The sequence below is a fragment of the Pedobacter hiemivivus genome, from assembly GCF_005144565.1.
Taxonomy (GTDB): domain Bacteria; phylum Bacteroidota; class Bacteroidia; order Sphingobacteriales; family Sphingobacteriaceae; genus Pedobacter; species Pedobacter hiemivivus.
In genome coordinates, this window is sequence record NZ_SWDX01000008.1 from 104,879 (window position 1) to 123,085 (window position 18,207).

The 18,207-nt window shown below is 37.0% G+C and carries 17 protein-coding genes; 10 read left to right on the top strand and 7 right to left on the bottom strand.

Features of this window, described 5'->3' with window-relative positions; translation table 11 throughout:
* Positions 1–27 precede the first annotated feature (27 nt).
* The gene (locus tag FBD94_RS19150; protein ID WP_136881400.1) at positions 28–1,656 is read left to right on the top strand and encodes an Ig-like domain-containing protein; all 1,629 of its coding nucleotides are present in this window, start codon (positions 28–30) and stop codon (positions 1,654–1,656) included.
* Here the strand turns inward: FBD94_RS19150 and FBD94_RS19155 are convergent, their stop codons facing one another.
* Positions 1,657–2,166 carry a gamma carbonic anhydrase family protein gene (locus tag FBD94_RS19155; RefSeq protein WP_136881401.1) on the bottom strand — a complete coding sequence of 170 codons (510 nt, stop codon included), beginning with the start codon at positions 2,164–2,166 and terminating at the stop codon, positions 1,657–1,659.
* Between the two features lie 3 nt (positions 2,167–2,169).
* Positions 2,170–3,756 (bottom strand): L-aspartate oxidase, encoded by a 1,587-nt coding sequence (gene nadB, locus FBD94_RS19160; protein ID WP_136881402.1) that lies wholly within the window; start codon positions 3,754–3,756, stop codon positions 2,170–2,172.
* 600 nt (positions 3,757–4,356) lie between these two features.
* On the opposite strand from nadB, the gene nadA reads away from it, so the two are divergent.
* Both nadA and thiL read left to right on the top strand, forming a co-directional pair.
* The gene (nadA, locus tag FBD94_RS19165; protein ID WP_131610237.1) at positions 4,357–5,349 is read left to right on the top strand and encodes a quinolinate synthase NadA; all 993 of its coding nucleotides are present in this window, start codon (positions 4,357–4,359) and stop codon (positions 5,347–5,349) included.
* 44 nt (positions 5,350–5,393) lie between these two features.
* The gene (gene thiL, locus FBD94_RS19170) at positions 5,394–6,434 is read left to right on the top strand and encodes a thiamine-phosphate kinase (protein WP_136881403.1); all 1,041 of its coding nucleotides are present in this window, start codon (positions 5,394–5,396) and stop codon (positions 6,432–6,434) included.
* Here thiL and FBD94_RS19175 read toward each other — a convergent pair.
* Positions 6,429–7,751, bottom strand: a complete 1,323-nt coding sequence (locus FBD94_RS19175) for a DNA recombination protein RmuC (protein ID WP_131610235.1) — start codon at positions 7,749–7,751, stop codon at positions 6,429–6,431. The genes thiL and FBD94_RS19175 overlap by 6 nt on opposite strands.
* A gap of 239 nt (positions 7,752–7,990) precedes the next feature.
* On the opposite strand from FBD94_RS19175, the gene FBD94_RS19180 reads away from it, so the two are divergent.
* Positions 7,991–8,683: a zinc metallopeptidase gene (locus tag FBD94_RS19180; RefSeq protein WP_131610234.1), complete on the top strand. Its 693-nt coding sequence runs from the start codon at positions 7,991–7,993 to the stop codon at positions 8,681–8,683.
* Position 8,684: 1 nt separating this feature from the next.
* Here the strand turns inward: FBD94_RS19180 and apaG are convergent, their stop codons facing one another.
* Entirely contained in the window at positions 8,685–9,071 is a 387-nt protein-coding gene (gene apaG / locus FBD94_RS19185; protein WP_136881404.1) for a Co2+/Mg2+ efflux protein ApaG, read from the bottom strand.
* 34 nt (positions 9,072–9,105) lie between these two features.
* Entirely contained in the window at positions 9,106–10,113 is a 1,008-nt protein-coding gene (dusB, locus tag FBD94_RS19190) for a tRNA dihydrouridine synthase DusB (protein WP_131610232.1), read from the bottom strand.
* Between the two features lie 53 nt (positions 10,114–10,166).
* On the opposite strand from dusB, the gene FBD94_RS19195 reads away from it, so the two are divergent.
* Positions 10,167–11,075: a CPBP family intramembrane glutamic endopeptidase gene (locus FBD94_RS19195; RefSeq protein ID WP_136881405.1), complete on the top strand. Its 909-nt coding sequence runs from the start codon at positions 10,167–10,169 to the stop codon at positions 11,073–11,075.
* Entirely contained in the window at positions 11,072–11,881 is an 810-nt protein-coding gene (locus FBD94_RS19200) for a phosphatidate cytidylyltransferase (RefSeq protein ID WP_131610230.1), read from the top strand. Before FBD94_RS19195 ends, FBD94_RS19200 begins: the two co-directional genes overlap by 4 nt.
* On the opposite strand, the gene FBD94_RS19205 is transcribed toward FBD94_RS19200, so the two are convergent.
* Together FBD94_RS19205 and mfd are read right to left on the bottom strand one after the other, a co-directional pair.
* Positions 11,878–12,096 carry a DUF3820 family protein gene (locus tag FBD94_RS19205; RefSeq protein ID WP_131610229.1) on the bottom strand — a complete coding sequence of 73 codons (219 nt, stop codon included), beginning with the start codon at positions 12,094–12,096 and terminating at the stop codon, positions 11,878–11,880. The two genes, FBD94_RS19200 and FBD94_RS19205, sit on opposite strands and share 4 nt — an antisense overlap.
* 10 nt (positions 12,097–12,106) lie before the next feature.
* Positions 12,107–15,448, bottom strand: coding sequence for a transcription-repair coupling factor (gene mfd / locus FBD94_RS19210; protein ID WP_136881406.1), 3,342 nt, complete (start codon positions 15,446–15,448; stop codon positions 12,107–12,109).
* Positions 15,449–15,648: 200 nt separating this feature from the next.
* On the opposite strand from mfd, the gene FBD94_RS19215 reads away from it, so the two are divergent.
* The 4 genes from FBD94_RS19215 to FBD94_RS19230 are packed head-to-tail and all read left to right on the top strand — an operon-like array spanning position 15,649 to position 18,201.
* Positions 15,649–15,981: a DUF2752 domain-containing protein gene (locus tag FBD94_RS19215; protein WP_136881407.1), complete on the top strand. Its 333-nt coding sequence runs from the start codon at positions 15,649–15,651 to the stop codon at positions 15,979–15,981.
* Positions 15,974–16,333, top strand: coding sequence for a TM2 domain-containing protein (locus FBD94_RS19220; RefSeq protein ID WP_131610226.1), 360 nt, complete (start codon positions 15,974–15,976; stop codon positions 16,331–16,333). The genes FBD94_RS19215 and FBD94_RS19220 overlap by 8 nt, the downstream gene beginning before the upstream one ends.
* 27 nt (positions 16,334–16,360) lie before the next feature.
* The gene (locus FBD94_RS19225; RefSeq protein ID WP_131610273.1) at positions 16,361–17,458 is read left to right on the top strand and encodes a Nif3-like dinuclear metal center hexameric protein; all 1,098 of its coding nucleotides are present in this window, start codon (positions 16,361–16,363) and stop codon (positions 17,456–17,458) included.
* Positions 17,458–18,201 carry a zinc ribbon domain-containing protein gene (locus FBD94_RS19230; RefSeq protein ID WP_131610225.1) on the top strand — a complete coding sequence of 248 codons (744 nt, stop codon included), beginning with the start codon at positions 17,458–17,460 and terminating at the stop codon, positions 18,199–18,201. The genes FBD94_RS19225 and FBD94_RS19230 overlap by 1 nt, the downstream gene beginning before the upstream one ends.
* Positions 18,202–18,207: the final 6 nt, after the last annotated feature.

The following is an 18,207-nucleotide window of genomic DNA, read 5'->3' on the forward strand; positions in this document are numbered from 1 at the left end:
TATATAAACTAAACACAGCGCTTATAAATGGCTAAAAATCGAATCATAGAAAACTTGCCGAAAATCTTTGCTTTTATTTTCATCAGCATCCTATTTTACGCTTGTGCCAGCATTCAACAGCCCCAAGGAGGGCCAAAAGATACTGAGCCACCGAAGATTTTAAAAATGACACCTAAAAATCTGAGTGTTAATTTTAATGCGCCAAAGATTGTCATTGAATTTAATGAGTATTTTAAAGTACAGAATGAATCCAAGGAATTTTCTGTGTCGCCAGAAATGGAGAAACCTCCTGAGCTAAAAGTAAAAGCTAAAAAATTAGAAATCAGTATAAAGGATACATTAGAAAAGAATACAACTTATACGCTTAATTTTGGTAAGGCTATTGCCGACGTAAATGAGAGCAATGTGGTTAAGAACTTTACGTATGTATTCTCTACCGGTCCACAGTTGGATTCCTTAAGTATAAAGGGAAATGTAACCAATTCTGTAACTGGTTTACCTGAACTTGATGCCGTTGTTTTCATTTTTCCCTTGCAGAGAGATACCCTTTTTGGAAAGAAAAGACCTTCTATCTTTACAACTACAGATAGCAGTGGTAATTATTCATTAAATAACTTAAGAAAAGATACATATAAAATCTATGCGCTTAAGGAAAAAAATGGTGACAAAGTATACCAGCAGGCAACCGACGAAATTGGTTTTCTCAAAGATTCTATCGTATTAAACAAGCCTTTGGATAACGTTAATCTAAGCCTATTTAAAGAAGACGCTACTGAATTTAGAATTATAGATAAAAAGCTAAATACAGATGGTAGTATCACACTTTCATTCAATCAGAAACTAAAAAACCCTGAGGTTGTGGTTGCAGATCCACCCGCATTAGATGCTAAAAAGCTGATTAAATTCAGTAAAAATAATGATTCATTAAAGGTCTGGCTTAAAGAATTGACCTTTGATTCGACCAAATTAGCTATCAAAGAAAATGGAAAAGTACTTCAAACGGCCAATTTAACCAGGGGAAAAAAGGAAACTTATACAAGGGTACTTACTGCAACAGATAACTTAGATAATGCTTTGTTAAACCCTAATAAGCCATTGAAATTAACTTTTAATTTTCCAATTGAGTCCACCGATCTGACTAAAGTAAGTCTGCTGGAAGACTCTGTTGAACGCAAAGGATTTACTTTGGTTAAAGACAGTACAGACCTCCTCTCCTACTATTTTAAATATACATGGAAACCTAAAAAGACTTATGAAGTCAAGTTTGAAGCGGGTGCTTTCACAGCTATTTTTAATGCAAAAAACAAGGAGTTTATCAAAACATTCCAACTAGCTAACAAAGATGATTATGGGTCATTGATCGTTAAAATTGTACCGCCTGAGTTTAAGAAAAGTTACATCCTGGAAGTCCTAAATGACAATAAAGGGGTAGTAAATACACTGGTTATTACCAGGGATACTACTGTTAAGTTTTTAAACTACAGAGCCGGGAAGTATTGGTTAAGAATAAGCTATGACACCAATAAAAACGGAAAATGGGATACTGGTAATGTAAAATTAGGCTTACAACCCGAAAAAATATGGAACGAACCCAAAGAACTCTCTATAAGAGCCAATTGGGAACGTAATGAAACGGTAACTATTCCTAAAGAATAACTACCTAAACCAGTCGGAATACATGATATAGTTATCCGGCAACTTATCCAATAAAGCCCGTTGCTCATCAGTAATGGGCTTTATTTTTTTAGCTGGTGTTCCCGCATAAATAAAGCCACTTTCGCAACGTGTATTTTCAAGCACTACAGCACCTGCAGCTATAATACAATAAGGTTCTACAAGTGCATTATCCATAACAATAGCGCCCATTCCTATCAATATATTATCTCTAAGGATGCAACCATGAACAATAGCATTATGACCTATTGATACCCTATTTCCTATGATTGTAGCGGCTTTAAGATAGGTAGCGTGTATCACAGCTCCATCTTGTATATTAGTATCATTACCAATGGTAATGCTGTTTACATCGCCTCTAATCACGGCATTGAACCAAACAGAGCAATTATTTCCCATCAGCACATCACCAATTATAGTTGCATTTGGTGCTATAAAACAATTATCACCCCATTTTGGGTCTTTATCTTTCACTGGTAATATTACTGGCATAGCTTAAAATATAGTATCTGTCAATTCTACTGAATGGTTTGGATAATCTGTTGTATAATGCAGTCCCCTGCTTTCTTTTCTCATTTTAGCCGATTTAATGACTAAAAAAGCAACCTGGATAACGTTTCTTAACTCACATAGTTTTACAGAAACTTTATTGGCTTTATAGAATTCTTCCGTCTCTTCGTGGAGTAAAAATAACCTTCTCATCGCTCTTTCTAATCTAAAATTAGAGCGTACAATACCTACATAATCACTCATTAATTTTTGAGTTTCACGTAGATTATGTGTGACTAAAATGTCTTCATCTGATTGCGTTACGCCTTGTGCATCCCACTCTGGAATATCAGCAGGAATTACACTATTCTTGTATGCTTTTATTGCATCTTCATAAATTCTATGCGCAAATACTGGCGCTTCTAGCAGTGAATTAGAGGCCAATCTGTTGGCACCATGTAAACCTGTTGAAGAACATTCGCCACAAGCATATAGGTTTTTAATAGAAGATCTACCATATTCATCTACCAAAATACCACCACACATATAATGTGCAGCAGGTGTTACTGGTATTAAATCCTTAGTCATATCGATACCTATAGATAGACATTTAGCATATATATTAGGAAAATGAGCTAAAATATCTTGCTTTTTTCTATTTCTAATATCTAGATAAACGAAGTCCTCACCTGACTTTTTCATCTCTGCATCAATGGCTCGAGCTACAATATCACGTGGTGCCAATGAACCACGTTGATCATATTCGTACATAAATTCGTCCCCGTTTTTGCGTCGCAAAACACCGCCAAAACCTCTTACAGCTTCTGAAATTAGAAATGCAGGATACTCTCCAGGGTTGTATAGAGCTGTTGGATGGAACTGAATGAACTCCATATTCCTCACTTTTCCCTTAGCACGATAAACCATTGCCATTCCATCACCCGTGGCAATTACAGGGTTTGTAGTGCTCGAATAGACATGTCCTGCGCCACCGGATGCCATGATAGTCACATTAGCTAAGATCTTCTCCACATCGTTAAGCTCTGTATTAAAGGCATATATACCATAACAGTGGATATCTTCAGTGCTCTTATCCACATGTTCCCCTAAATGATGCTGAGTAATTAACTCTAAACAGAAGTAATGTGTTAATATCTCTATGTTCTTATTCTGGTGAATTTGCCTTAAAAGGACACTCTCTATTTCGTAGCCTGTTACATCTTTATAATGCAAAACACGGTGTTCTGAGTGCCCACCCTCTTTAGCTAAATCGTACACACCAGTCCTATCTTTATCAAAATTGATCCCATAATCAATAATTTCCTGTATTCTTTGTGGTCCTTCTTTGACAACAATCTCTACTATCTTCTTGTCGCACAGACCATCGCCTGCAATCAGTGTATCTTCTATATGTTTTTCAAAAGAATCATCTTTATCTACAACTACAGCTACTCCACCCTGGGCATATTTTGTATTTGACTCGTCTTCGTTTGATTTTGTAACAATTAATACTTTACCGTGCTGAGCAGCCTTTAACGCAAAGCTTAAACCGGCAATTCCCGATCCTATAACTAAAAAATCTACTTCTCTCATTTGTATACTATTGTTTTCCAATTTATTATAAAACTTTTATAAGCTTTACTACTTGATCTGAACCTGTACATATTTACAATAATTATACAGTTAAACACAGGTTGTTAACAACGTTGATATTAATGTTAATTACTTGTCTATAGAAACAGAGCAAATATTTTTGAATGTTTAAAGCTAAGCTAAAAAGGGAATTTGCCACAATATTTTGAGTTATTTTTAACCAGAGCTGAGTAGTTTATTAACTTTTTGCACAGCTACTAACAATACACATATTTATATTGATAAAATTTAAGCTTAAAAAATATATCGCTGTAAATCAGCAGATATTTTAAATAAAAAAACAATATAAATGTTGGTAAATTATTAATAACTCAAATACTCGCAGAAAAAAAAGTTTTTTATAAACGTTATCAACACACTAATAAACAATAGAAATCTATTTATATTAAATTAATTATAATTTATTGAAGTGTTGAAACTGCGTACCTTTACAAAATCAAGAAAAACAGTTTTCAATTTTTCAAATGAAAACCATAAAGTTGATAAGTGTATTCAATCTGTGGATACACATTTAAAAATTGAATAAAATAAGCAGACAAAATGGACACCTTAACCGAATTAAACAGAAAAGGATATATTGAGGAAAGTATTGATCCAACACTGGACCTCTTTGAAGAAATTGAGAAATTAAAAAAGGAGAAGAATGCTATTGTATTAGCGCATTATTATCAGGAGCCTGATATACAGGATATTGCTGATTATATTGGAGACAGTTTAGGTCTTTCGCAAGAAGCAGCTAAAACAGAAGCTGATGTAATTGTATTTGCAGGAGTGCATTTTATGGCCGAAACTGCTAAAATTTTATCTCCTGAAAAAACGGTATTGTTGCCAGATTTAAAAGCTGGTTGTTCGCTGGCAGATAGCTGTCCACCGCACTTATTCAAGAAATTTAAAGAAAAATATCCAGATCATCTGGTGATTACGTACGTGAACTGTACAGCTGAATTAAAAGCATTGAGTGATATTGTTTGTACATCGACAAATGCGGTTCAAATTGTAGAGAGTTTACCGAAAGATCAGAAAATTATTTTTGGTCCAGACAAGAATTTAGGGGCTTGGGTGGCTAAAAAGACTGGTAGAGAGCTTGTTCTGTGGAATGGTGCATGTATGGTACATGAAATTTTTTCGAGAGAAAAAATTACTAAGCTAAAAGAGCGTCATCCTAAGGCTAAATTTATTGCGCATCCTGAATGTGAAGAATCGGTGTTGCAAATGGCTGATTATATTGGTTCTACGACTGGATTATTGAAATATTCTATCAATTCCGACGCCTTAGAATTCATTGTAGCTACAGAAAGTGGAATCATCCATCAAATGGAGAAAGCTAGTCCAGGCAAAACCTTCATTCCGGCACCTCCAAATAACAATTGTGCGTGTAATGATTGCCCATATATGAAAAGAAATACACTTGAAAAGCTGTATTTGTGCTTAAAAAATGGTTTACCAGAGGTAACTGTACCTGCAGATATCATTGATAGGGCTCGTAAACCAATTGAAAGAATGTTGGAAATTTCAGCAAAATTAGGGCTATAGTAAATGTTAGTAACTATGTTAATTAACTGTAAAAGAATAAGATAATGTTTGAAAATAAAGAGCGTACGGAACTTGCTGAACTGGGTGAATTCGGACTGATTAAGCACCTGACAGATAATTTTAAGGTACAGCATGAAAGCAGTATCAAAGGTATTGGTGATGATGCGGCAGTTTTAAACTTTGAAAATAAGGAAGTTTTAATTTCTACAGATTTGTTGCTGGAAGGCATCCATTTTGATTTGGCTTATGTTCCCTTGATGCATTTAGGCTACAAGGCCGTGCAGGTTAATCTAAGCGATATTTATGCTATGAATGGTATAGCCACTCAGATTACTGTTTCCATTGGCTTGTCGAGCAAATTTCCGCTAGAGGCTGTTGAAGAAATTTATAAGGGTATTCATCTGGCTTGCGACAAATTTAATATTGATTTGATTGGCGGCGATACTTCGTCGAGCAAACAAGGTTTAGTGATCAGTGTAACCAGTATTGGACATGCCGAAAAAGGAACTGTTTGTTATAGAAATGGTGCGCAAGAAGGTGATCTTTTGTGTGTTTCTGGCGATTTGGGTGGTGCTTATGTAGGCTTACAAATACTAGAAAGAGAAAAGCAGATATTTTTAGAAAACCCTAATATTCAGCCTGATCTGGAGGGTAAAGACTATATTATTGAGCGTCAGTTAAAGCCTGAAGGTCGTAGAGATATCGTTGATTTGCTAGCGCAGATGAATATTGTTCCTACTTCAATGATTGATGTTTCGGATGGTTTGGCTTCAGAGGTTTTACACATCTGTCAGCAATCTGATAAGGGTGTTACTTTGTACGAGGAAAAGTTCCCTATTGACCCTATGACTTATCAAACTGCGAGAGAATTAGGACTTGATCCAACGGTTTGTGCTTTAAATGGTGGTGAGGATTATGAATTGCTATTTACCATTAAACAAGCTGATTACGAAAAATTAAAGCATGATGTAGACATCAGTATCATTGGCCACATCACAGAGAAAAACGCTGGATGTAAGATGATTTCGAAATCTAATGTAGTGCACGAATTGAAAGCACAGGGCTGGAATGCCTTTAAATTATAATTCTTCGTCTGAAGACAAAATAGGATCTAAAAATTTGGTGTCAATCTGCTTTGTGGCTTTGGCACCTAATTTTTTGATCTTTTCTGAGGTGTTTGAAAGGTTTCCTGAGCCTGTGGATAACTTGTTAAGTGCTTTATCATAAGCGTCCTGGCTGAGCTTTATGTTGCGACCAATACCTTCCATATCTGCTAAGAAACCAACAAACTTATCATACATACTGCCGCTTAAACGAGCAATTTCCAATACATTTCTGTTTTGTCTTTCTTGTTTCCAAATACTGGCAATGGTACGTAAAGTGGCTAGTAAGGTTGAAGGGCTTACAATGACTACTTTTCTATCCCAAGCATAATTAAACAATTCGGCATCTTTTTGAACGGCAATTCCGAAAGAAGATTCGATAGGAATGAAGAGCAATACAAAATCGGGTGAGTTGATTTGATACAGCTCGTGGTAATTTTTTGAAGATAAGCCCTGGATGTGTGCTTTGATAGAATTTAAATGCTGTTTAAGCTCTGTTTCTCTATCTTCATCCGTATCTGCAGTAACCAATCGTTCATAAGCGATTAAAGAGACCTTAGAATCGATTACTATATGTTTATCGTCCGGAAGGTCAATTATAACATCCGGTTGCATCCTGGAGCCTTCAGATGAGCTTAAACTGGTTTGTATCCGGTACTCTCTATCCTTTACTAAACCTGAGCGTTCTAAAACCCGTTCAAGTATAACTTCTCCCCAGTTCCCTTGTTTCTTGTTATCGCCTTTAAGTGCCCGGGTTAAATTATTGGCATCTTCCTGAATTTGTTTGCTCTGATCCATTAGTTGCGAGATCACTCCTTTTAGAATATTTCGCTCATCGGATTCAGCTTTATAAACTTTGTCAACTTTGTCTTCAAATGCTTTAATATTTTCTTTTAATGGATTTAGAATAATATCGAGGTTGGCTTTATTTTGTAGTGTAAATTTTTCTGTTTTTTCTTCCAGTACTTTATTGGCTATATTTTCAAATTCCAATTTAAAGCGCAATTGCAATTCAGCTATATATTTTTCCTGCTCAGATTGTTTCTGTTGCTGCGCCAATAAATTTTCTTCGGCTTTAATGACTTTGCTCCGTTCAGTCATAAAAATAGAACGCAGGTCATTCAGTTCATCTTCCAGTTTTTGCTTTTCTTCTTTTAGCCAGTTTATGGCTTTTAAATTTTCCTGCTCTTTTAATTCGAGCAAGGCTGCAGAATTTTCCTGAGTCGCTGGTTTTTTAAAAAACAGAATGATAAGCAGTACTAAAATTATGATCAATAAGGGGATTAAAAAGGCTTCCATACTAATATTTTTATCAAAAATGATTAAAATCTATGGCATTAACAAATGATGTTTATTTACTACTAATTTTTTGGATAGTTACACATAGGACGTTTAAAGCCATTTTATTCGTAAAAAAAATATAGCCCCTGATTGTTAAAACAATGCTAATTGTCTGCGTAAAAATGATTTAAATCTTCATTTAAATAAAATGGGAACACTTTTTGTTTAATAGCTAAGGGAAACATTCATTATATAAAATGGGAAGTTATATTATTTTGATAATTCCGATACTGATAGTTAGCATGTTTGTGCAGTGGCGATTTAGAAACAGGTTTTCAAAATATGCCGAAATGCAGTTAAATTCAGAGTTTTCGGGAAAGGAAGTGGCAGAGAAAATGTTGCACGATAACGGAATATTTGATGTAAAGGTGATGAGTACGGATAAAGCTTTATCTGATCATTACAATCCTGAAGATAAGACCGTAAATTTAAGTACAGATGTTTATTATGGACGGAGTGTTGCTGCTGCTGCTGTAGCTGCGCACGAATGTGGCCATGCTGTGCAACATGCCAGATCTTATCATTGGTTAAAACTAAGGTCTGATATGGTACCGGTGGTTAGCATTACCTCAAACTTGATGCAATGGGTACTTATTATAGGTGTTTTGTTAATTGCTTTTACTTTTAACCCTATTGTATTGGGTATAGGCGTTGCGGGCTTGTCCTTAATTACTGTATTTAGCATTGTTACTCTCCCTGTGGAATTTGATGCCAGTAAAAGGGCGCTATTGTGGTTAAAAAACAATAAAGAAGTATTGTACACGACTGAAGAACATAGCCAAGTTAAAGATGCTCTTTGGTGGGCAGCTATGACTTATGTAGTAGCGGCTTTAGGTTCGTTGGCAAATCTGTTTTACTACGCCTCTGTCCTATTCGGTAGAAATAAATAGTTTAGTTTAAGCGATAAGGAACAATCAGTTCAAATTTTGGAATATCTACAATAAAATCTGAGTTATCGGCTTCCCTGTGCATCAGGTAATTGCCACTCATACTACCCATATCGGTATTTAAGTTACAAGCAGATACATAGGAATGTCTTTGACCAGGCTCAATTACTGGCTGCTCTCCTACTACACCTTCGCCTTCAACGTCTCTTTGTGAGCCATTAGAGTCGAAAATAAACCATTGTCTTCTTTTTAGCTGAACGGCGTAATCTGTTAAATTCTCTATAGTGATTCTATATGCGAACATAAAATGTCCAGCAGCAGGATTTGAATGTTCTTCCTGGTAAGTTGTTTCTACCGAAATCTTAACGCCTAATGTAATAGCAGTAACCATTTTAACTTATCATTTAATAAATAGTTTTCAAAAATCAGGCCATTTCACCATTAGTGAAAACATGTTGATATTTATCTGCTATTTCGTCTAAAATACTATGAATAGTATCTATATTTTCTTCTTTTACCAATTGCATTCTATAGGCTTTAAAGTCGGGTATTCCTTTAAAATAGTTTGCATAATGTCTTCTCATTTCAAAAATACCAACCCTTGGTCCTTTCCAGGCAATTGATTTTTCAAAATGCGTTCTACATACCGCAACACGTTCTTCAATTGTTGGTCCGGCTAAAATTTCGCCGGTATTAAAGAAGTGCCTTATTTCCCTGAATATCCAAGGATAACCAATGGCAGCTCTACCGATCATAATGCCATCAACCTCATATTCAAGGCGCCAGTCTACTGCTTTTTTAATGCTATCTACATCTCCATTGCCAAAAATAGGAATCTTAATTCTTGGATTACGTTTAATCTCCCTGATTAATGTCCAATCTGCCTGTCCTTTGTACAATTGTGCTCTGGTACGACCATGAATGGTTAATGCTTGAATGCCAATATCCTGTAAACGCTCGGCAACTTCTTCCACATTTTTAGTCGTATCATCCCAACCTAACCTGGTTTTAACAGTTACAGGTAAATGGGTGGCTTTAACGACAGCTTCTGTCATTTTTACCATTTTGTCAATATCTTGTAATAATGCAGAACCGGCCCCTTTACAGGCTACTTGTTTAACCGGACAGCCATAATTGATGTCCATTAAATCAGGTCCGGCAAGCGTAGCAATCTCAGTTGCCTCACGCATATGATCAATCTCACTTCCAAATATTTGGATCCCAATTGGTCTTTCATATTCAAAAATATCGAGCTTGGCCCTGCTTTTTGCAGCATCCCTAATTAGCCCTTCTGAGGATATAAATTCGGTGTACATCATATCCACGCCGCTTTGTTTACATACAAAACGGAAAGGTGGATCGCTTACATCTTCCATCGGAGCAAGCAATAAAGGGAATTCTCCCAGATCAATATTTCCTATCTTTACCGACATTTCTCTATCTTCAAGCCAAAATTAACGCAGCAAAGGTACAAATATTACAAATAATGAACTCCATACAAAAAATAAGAGAAGAGAATAACCCTTTTATACAGATACTAATGCTTGTTTTTTATGCCATTGTTGGCTTGGCAGGAGTATCATTTGTAGCACTTGCACTGATCTATTTTCAATATGGTGGTAGTATCTTAACAGATATGAGTTGGATGACTGGCAATAACCCCTATTATCTACCTGCTCAAAGAATGTTATTAACAGCTCAACAAATTGGTCTTTTTGTAGTCCCAGCGCTTTTATTAGCTAAAACAGAGGGAAAAAAGCTGGATGTATTTTATGGTTTTAAAAGACCAAAGGGCGAATTGCTTTTTATCGTTTTGTTGATCATGATTTGTGCGATGCCCGTTTTGGAATGGGTAACTCAAATTAACCAGAAAATGGTATTACCAGAAGCTTTTAAAGGGATAGAAAAATGGATGAAGGAAGCAGAGGATCAAGGGATGGAAACAACCAAAACACTCTTAAAAATGGATAATATTGGTATGTTTTTCCTTAACATCGGTATGATTGCATTGTTGCCTGCTATTGCGGAGGAACTTTTATTTAGAGGAGGACTACAGCGTTCGTTAAGTCGTCTGTATAACAATCCGCATGTTGCCATTTGGTTTACTGCCTTTATATTCAGTGCGATCCATATGCAGTTTTATGGGTTTTTACCGCGATTGCTCCTAGGCGCGGCCTTTGGATATCTTTATTTTTGGAGTGGTAGTTTGTGGTATGCGATAATTGGTCATTTTATAAATAATGCATATGCGGTGTGTGCTGCATGGTATATGCAAAAAAACAATATACCTTTGTCCGAAGCTGATAAAACAATGGATATAGCCTGGTATGGCTATGTGATTAGTGCAATATTAACTTTTTTACTATTCCGATACTTTAAAAATAAAACAGAATGAAAACGAGGGCAATAACTGCTTTTTTCTTTACTATAGTGATGCTGGGCTCCATCTTTTTAGGGGGCTATACTTTTACTTTTTTCTATCTGATTTTGAGTCTGGCTGCCTTGCTGGAATTCTTTAATATGATTAAAACTGCAGGTATCAGACCGCATAGAAACATTGCATTGTTTGCTGCAGCATTGATATTTCTAATGACTGCGGGCTATCACCTGTTACAATTCGAAACTAAGTTTATGTTGCTTATTGTGCCGTTGATTTTCTCTGTGTTTATCAGCGAATTGTATAAAAAGGAAAAGATACCTTTTTCTAATATTTCGTACACATTTGTAGGCTTTGTTTACGTTACAGTGCCTTTTTGCTTTTTTTATTCCTTAGGGTTTATACAAAATCAGGCTGAATATAATTTTCACTTACCCCTCTCCTTTTTATTGATGCTTTGGGCCAGTGATACCGGTCAGTATCTTTTTGGTGTTAAGTTTGGTAAAACACGGTTATTTGAACGTCATTCACCTAAAAAATCATGGGAAGGCTTTTTAGGAGGTGTATTTACCAGTGTGGTAGTTTCTTACGTGATCTCTTTATTCTTTACGGAAATCAATCCATTGGTATTTGGTGGAATGGCCGTTTTGATCGTTGGCTTTGGGACATTAGGAGATCTGGTAGAATCCATGCTTAAACGAAGCCTTAATGTAAAAGACTCAGGAAACATATTACCAGGTCATGGAGGCTTTTTAGATCGTTTTGACGGACTTTTGATTGCTGCTCCTGTAGTTTATACCTATCTGTATTTGATCCTTAATTAGTACTTCTTTTTCTTTAAGGGTTCTAATAAGTATTCCAGTCCATTTAATTTGATTTCATAAAGTGTGGCAATCATTTCGCCAAGTTTACCTGGTGGAAATCCTTCCTGATGAAACCAGACCAGGTAGGATTCGGGCAAATCACATATAATTCGACCTTTATATTTGCCGAAAGGCATTTGCATCGTAACCAGGTCTTGTAATAACTGTGGGTTCATTTTAATGGATTTAGTTGACTACCATTTGAAGCATTTCAACGGCTTCATCAACGGTTTTCAGATTGTCAAAGGCAATGCGCAACGAATCTTTAACCTCTTTAAGGTTGCATAAACGCGGGTGGATTTGTGCAAAATGCAATATTTTATTGAACATTATGGAATCAAAAAATGCCGATTGTTTGTCGGTAATGAAATAACCGCGTAAAACTCCCTTTTTAAAGCTTAGCTTTTCAAAAGCGAGTTTTTTGGCTACCCACTGTAACCTTAATACACTTAACATGGTATTTACGGGCTCAGGAACGGGGCCAAAACGATCTTTTAAGGAAAGTTCAAAGGCTTTTAACTGAGTTTCGTTTTCGATCTTAGAAAGCTCTGTATACAGGTTATATCTCTCGGTGATATTGGTTACATAATCATCAGGAATATAAAGCTCGAGATCGGTGTCCACCTGGGTATAATTCACAAATGGGCGTAAAGGTTCATCTTTAAAGAGATCTTTAAACTCATCGGATTTTAGCTCCTGAATGGCTTCATCCAAAATTTTGTGGTACATTTCGAAACCTATTTCGGCAATAAAGCCACTTTGCTCTGCCCCTAAGAGGTTTCCACTACCTCGGATATCTAAATCCCTCATTGCAATATTAAAACCGCTCCCAAGGTCTGAAAACTCTTCAATGGCGCTAAGGCGTTTGCGCGCTTCGGAAGTAAGGGTTGACAATGGTGGACTTAACAAATAACAGAAGGCTTTTTTGTTAGATCGGCCGACCCTGCCCCGCATTTGATGCAAATCGCTTAGACCAAACATATGGGCGTGGTTGATGATGATGGTATTGGCATTTGGAATGTCCAAACCGGCCTCAATAATGGTTGTGGCTACTAATACATCCTTTTCTCCATTGATGAAATCAAGCATTACATCTTCTAGCTGATCACCGTCTAACTGACCGTGCGCAATACCGATACGTGCTTTTGGCACCAGGGTTTTAATTAATCCGCCTAATTGTGGCAGATCGTTAACACGGTTATGGATAAAGAATACCTGCCCACCCCTGTCTAATTCAAATTTTATAGATTCCTGGATCAGTTTATCATTAAAAACATGCAGTTCAGTATTTACAGCCTGCCTGTTCGGTGGTGGTGTGCTCATGATGGACAAATCGCGTGCACCCATTAACGAGAAGTGTAAAGTACGTGGTATTGGCGTTGCAGTAAGGGTTAGCGTATCTACATTTACCCGTAAAGCTCTTAGTTTTTCTTTGGAAGTAACACCAAACTTCTGCTCCTCATCAATAATCATGATGCCCAGATCTTTGAACTTTACATCTTTGCTCAGTAAACGGTGCGTGCCGATTACAATATCAACCTTCCCTTCGGCAAGTTTAGCCAGGGTTTCTTTAATTTGTTTGTTGGTTTTAAAACGGTTGATATAATCGACTGTACAAGGGAAATCTTTTAAACGTGCTGAAAAGGTTTTAAAGTGTTGTAGGGCCAAAATAGTAGTTGGCACTAACACTGCGGCCTGTTTGCCATTTGCAACGGCTTTAAAGGCAGCTCTGATAGCAATTTCTGTTTTGCCAAAGCCTACATCACCACACACTAGCCTATCCATAGGATGTGGAGCTTCCATATCCTTTTTTACATCGCTGGTTGCTTTTTCCTGATCTGGGGTATCTTCATAAATAAATGAAGCTTCCAGCTCGGTTTCGAGGTATCCATCCGGACTAAAGGCGGTTCCTACCTGCGATTTTCTTAGTGCATATAGCTTAATCAGATCGCGGGCAATGTCTTTAACTTTTTTTTTAGTGTTCTTTTTAAGCTTATCCCAGGCTTCTGTGCCTAGTTTATTCATTTTTGGCGCTGTGCCATCCTTGCCGCTGTATTTTGCAATGCGGTTTAAGGAGTTGATATTTACATACAACAGGTCATTATCAGCATAAACAAGCCGGATCATTTCCTGAGTTTTACCGTTTACTTCTACCTTTTCCAGACCGGCATATTTGCCTATACCGTGGTCTATATGGGTTACAAAATCGCCAGGCTTAAGGTCTCTCAGCTCTTTTAGGGTAATAGCCTGACTACGCTGATAGCCTCTTTTAAGCTTGTATTTGTAAAAACGATCGAATATTTGGTGGTCTGTATAAAAAGCAAGCTTTTGCTGGCCATCAATAAAGCCTTCTCTAAGCGGTATGTTTATCGGAGTAAATTTGGCTGTTTTATCAATATCGTCCAATATGGCGTATAGCCGCTCTGTTTGTTTGATCGATGAGCTAAATATAAAGTTATGCAGGCCTTGCTTTTCGTTCTCTTTAAGGTTATGAATCAGTAAATTGAAATCTTTGTTAAAGGAAGGTTGTGGTTTGGTTTCGAATTGAAAAACATGCTCGGTTTTATAGAAAAACTGCTTACCAAATTCAATCAAGGCGAAATCCTGGAACATATCTGCCATCATTTTCTCATCTGTAAAAGAGAATTTGGGATCTATCCAGTCCGCATTTTCCTGCTTTTCTTTTGCAGGAAGCGCTTTCCAAAGTTCAACGGCTTTTTTATGCCCGCTTTTAACGACATCTAAAGTGAACTCGACATCCTTAAACCATAACTGGGTATCTTTTTCTATATAATCCAGTATGCTGATGTTGTTTTCTGTGAGGTATTTAGACTGCACATTAGGGATGATCGTGAGCGTTTTTACGTCCTCAACAGAAAGCTGACTTTCTATTTCAAATGTACGGATGCTTTCTACAATATCACCAAAGAACTCTATACGGTAAGGGAGATCATGGGAAAAGGAGAAGATATCTACAATACCACCTCGGATAGAAAACTGTCCCGGTTCGTATACAAAATCCGTTCTATTAAAATCATAATCGAATAGAAACTCGTTGATGAAATCAATACCCAATTTGGCATTTAAGCTAATTTCGAGCGTATTTTTTTCGAGTACTGCGCGGTCAATTACCTTTTCGGCGATGGCTTCGGGATAAGAAACGACAATCTTTCCGTATTCTGAGTGATGATTTAACTCATTTAAAATTTCTGCGCGGGCCAATACATTGGCCGTATCAACCTGGGTAAAATCGAATGCTTTGCGGAAAGAAGAGGGGAAAAGTAATACCTCTATATCGAGTATGCTTTCCAAATCCGCAAGGAAATACGAGGCTTCTTCCCGGTCTGGAAGTATAAATAATTGGGGCTTATGTAATAAAAAATAAGTAGCCACTGCAATTGTTGCATCGGCAGAACCCACCAAGCCTTTAAGCTGAAGTTTGGTGCCTTTGCCCGCGTTAAGGGCCTTTGCCAATGCTACAATACGCTCATCTGTTTTGTATCTGTTGATCAGGTCGCGAATGTTCACATCACAAATGTAATGTTTATGGCGGGCTTTAAATGTAACAAAATTTCAACCGATTGATCTAAAGCTAGAAAGGTCGAAAAGAAGGAGAGAAATGGAGGTGTTGGGAATCTGGAGGCTGGGATAATTTATACACATCCGATTGTTTTAAGGCTTGTTTTAAGGGGAAGTGTATATCTTTAACAAATTGATGTTTTTGTAAGATGAAAATAGTAAAACGTTTACCTTTTGAATTGATCTTTTGGATAACAGCTTTGCTATTGTTGGCTACGGCTGATATACATGACCACGGTACGGGACCTCATTTCACATTGTGTCCTTTGGCGAATATGGGCTTCGACTGGTGTCCTGGATGTGGGATAGGAAGGTCTATAGCGCATTTGTTGCAGGGCAATTTTGAGGAAAGCTTTAAGCAACATTGGTTTGGATTGCCTGCATTGCTGATTTTGTGCAGCAGGATCGTGACTTTGATTAGATTGAATTTGAAAAATAAGAAAGTATTGAACTTAAAATATAAGGAAGAAAGATATGTTTGATTCACCATTTATGTCGCTGCCGGGCATTACGCCGCAGGAATATTCGTATTTGCAAAGTGCAACTACCGGATTTAGCGAACAACAGTTAAGAGGGTTTTTAATGATTTACGGGAGTAAAAGAAGAAATCCTGATGATATGATTTTGTATTGTATCCTTGGATTTTTTGTACCAGGATTACCTCGTTTTTTGGTAAACCAGATCGGTATGGGGGTATTGTACTTTTTTACGATCGGTTTGTGCTTTATTGGTACGATCATTGACCTGGTTAACCATAAGAATCTTGCCTACGAGTATAACCAACGGATGGTTTTCGAAAGCCTGCAAATGGTAAAAATGGGGAATATTCAATAATTAAAATCTATCGTATATTTAATGAATATGAGATTGTCGGTTTTAATAAAGCATCTGGAGGCATTTGCGCCTTTAAATTACCAGGAGGATTATGACAATTCGGGCTTGATAGTTGGTGATCCGAATGAGGAGATCCGGGGCGCTCTGGTTGCTTTAGATTGTATTGAAAGTGTGGTAGATGAGGCAATTTTGCACAATTGCAACCTGATTATTACCCACCATCCGATCGTTTTTAAGGGCATGAAAAAGATTACAGGTAAAACTTATGTGGAACGTGTAGTGCTGAAAGCCATTAGGAACAACATTGCTTTGTATGCAATACATACCAATCTGGATCATGTACAGCATGGGGTAAATGGAGTAATTTGCAATAGACTAGGTTTAAAAAACACTAAAATACTCAGTCCTAAAGGATCCCTTTTAAAGAAATTGGTTACTTTTTGTCCGGTTACACACGCGGACGAGGTTAGAGAAGCACTATTTGCTGCAGGCGCAGGCGAGATTTCTAATTATAGCGAATGCAGCTTTAATACGGAAGGGTACGGGACTTTTAAAGGAGATGAGGATACGAATCCTTTTGTGGGTGAACCTGGAGTATTACATCAGGAGCGAGAGATTAGGCTGGAGACTATTTTTAAGGTTCAGGATGAACGAAAAGTATTGCTGGCACTATTAGAAAATCATCCTTATGAAGAGGTAGCTTACGATATTTATTCGCTGGATAATAAACTGGGAACAGTTGGTGCCGGGATGATCGGTTGGCTGGAAGAGGCGCTGGAGGGAGCGGAATTTTTGAGACTGGTAAAACACAATATGGACGCAACGGTGATTAGACATACCCGTTTGTTACCTAAAAAGATCAGAAAAGTGGCTGTTTGTGGTGGTTCTGGAAGCTTTTTGCTGAAAGAAGCCATTGCCGCAGGAGCGGATGCTTTTGTGACGGCAGATTTTAAATACCACGAGTTTTTTGATGCAGATGAAAAAATAGTAATCGCTGATATCGGACACTTTGAAAGTGAACAATTTACATCTGATTTGTTGATAGATATTATTCAAGAAAAATTTCCTAACTTTGCAATCCGTTTAACGGAGCATAACACAAACCCCATAAATTATTTCATTTAATGGAACAAACTGTAGAGCAAAAGCTAAAAGCTTTATACGAATTACAAACCCTGCATACTCAAATTGATAAAATACGTCAGATCCGTGGTGAATTACCAATGGAAGTTGCCGATTTAGAAGATGACGTTGCAGGTCTGGAAACACGTATACAAAAATTCAAAGGCGAATTGGATGATACTGAAGATGCCATTGTAACGCGTAAAAATATGATCAAGGATGCTCAAAACCTGATCAAAAAATATGAAACTCAATTAAAGGATGTTAAAAACAACCGTGAGTATGATGCCTTGACAAAAGAGGTTGAAATACAAACGCTTGAGATTCAGGTTTGTGAGAAGAAGATCAGAGAATTCGGATTCGATATAAATCAAAAAACTGAGATTTATGATAAAGCGCTTGCTGATTTAGAATCAAGAAAAAAAGATCTTGAGATTAAAAAAGGAGAGTTGGAAACGATTACTGCTGAAACGGAAAAAGATGAGCAAGGATTGGTTAAGAAAGCCGAAAAAGCTGAAACTTTAATCGATGAGCGTCTTTTGATTGCTTATAACAGATTAAGAGGAAATGCTAATAATGGCTTAGCGGTAGTAACGATTGACCGTGATTCATGTTCAGGATGTTTCAACCAGATTCCACCTCAACGTCAGTTGGATATTCGTCAACGTAAGAAAATTATTGTTTGCGAGCATTGCGGAAGAATTTTAGTAGATGAAGCGCTTACTCAAGAAGTAGCGCCAGTTTAAAAAGCG

What these genes read in the sequence shown, in the direction of transcription:
- FBD94_RS19150 (WP_136881400.1), top strand. Translation starts at nt 28, where the DNA reads ATGGCTAAAAATCGAATCATAGAAAACTTGCCGAAAATCTTTGCTTTT.
- FBD94_RS19155 (WP_136881401.1), bottom strand. Translation starts at nt 2,166, where the DNA reads ATGCCAGTAATATTACCAGTGAAAGATAAAGACCCAAAATGGGGTGAT.
- nadB (WP_136881402.1), bottom strand. Translation starts at nt 3,756, where the DNA reads ATGAGAGAAGTAGATTTTTTAGTTATAGGATCGGGAATTGCCGGTTTA.
- nadA (WP_131610237.1), top strand. Translation starts at nt 4,357, where the DNA reads ATGGACACCTTAACCGAATTAAACAGAAAAGGATATATTGAGGAAAGT.
- thiL (WP_136881403.1), top strand. Translation starts at nt 5,394, where the DNA reads ATGTTTGAAAATAAAGAGCGTACGGAACTTGCTGAACTGGGTGAATTC.
- FBD94_RS19175 (WP_131610235.1), bottom strand. Translation starts at nt 7,751, where the DNA reads ATGGAAGCCTTTTTAATCCCCTTATTGATCATAATTTTAGTACTGCTT.
- FBD94_RS19180 (WP_131610234.1), top strand. Translation starts at nt 7,991, where the DNA reads ATGGGAAGTTATATTATTTTGATAATTCCGATACTGATAGTTAGCATG.
- apaG (WP_136881404.1), bottom strand. Translation starts at nt 9,071, where the DNA reads ATGGTTACTGCTATTACATTAGGCGTTAAGATTTCGGTAGAAACAACT.
- dusB (WP_131610232.1), bottom strand. Translation starts at nt 10,113, where the DNA reads ATGTCGGTAAAGATAGGAAATATTGATCTGGGAGAATTCCCTTTATTG.
- FBD94_RS19195 (WP_136881405.1), top strand. Translation starts at nt 10,167, where the DNA reads ATGAACTCCATACAAAAAATAAGAGAAGAGAATAACCCTTTTATACAG.
- FBD94_RS19200 (WP_131610230.1), top strand. Translation starts at nt 11,072, where the DNA reads ATGAAAACGAGGGCAATAACTGCTTTTTTCTTTACTATAGTGATGCTG.
- FBD94_RS19205 (WP_131610229.1), bottom strand. Translation starts at nt 12,096, where the DNA reads ATGAACCCACAGTTATTACAAGACCTGGTTACGATGCAAATGCCTTTC.
- FBD94_RS19215 (WP_136881407.1), top strand. Translation starts at nt 15,649, where the DNA reads ATGAAAATAGTAAAACGTTTACCTTTTGAATTGATCTTTTGGATAACA.
- FBD94_RS19220 (WP_131610226.1), top strand. Translation starts at nt 15,974, where the DNA reads ATGTTTGATTCACCATTTATGTCGCTGCCGGGCATTACGCCGCAGGAA.
- FBD94_RS19225 (WP_131610273.1), top strand. Translation starts at nt 16,361, where the DNA reads ATGAGATTGTCGGTTTTAATAAAGCATCTGGAGGCATTTGCGCCTTTA.
- FBD94_RS19230 (WP_131610225.1), top strand. Translation starts at nt 17,458, where the DNA reads ATGGAACAAACTGTAGAGCAAAAGCTAAAAGCTTTATACGAATTACAA.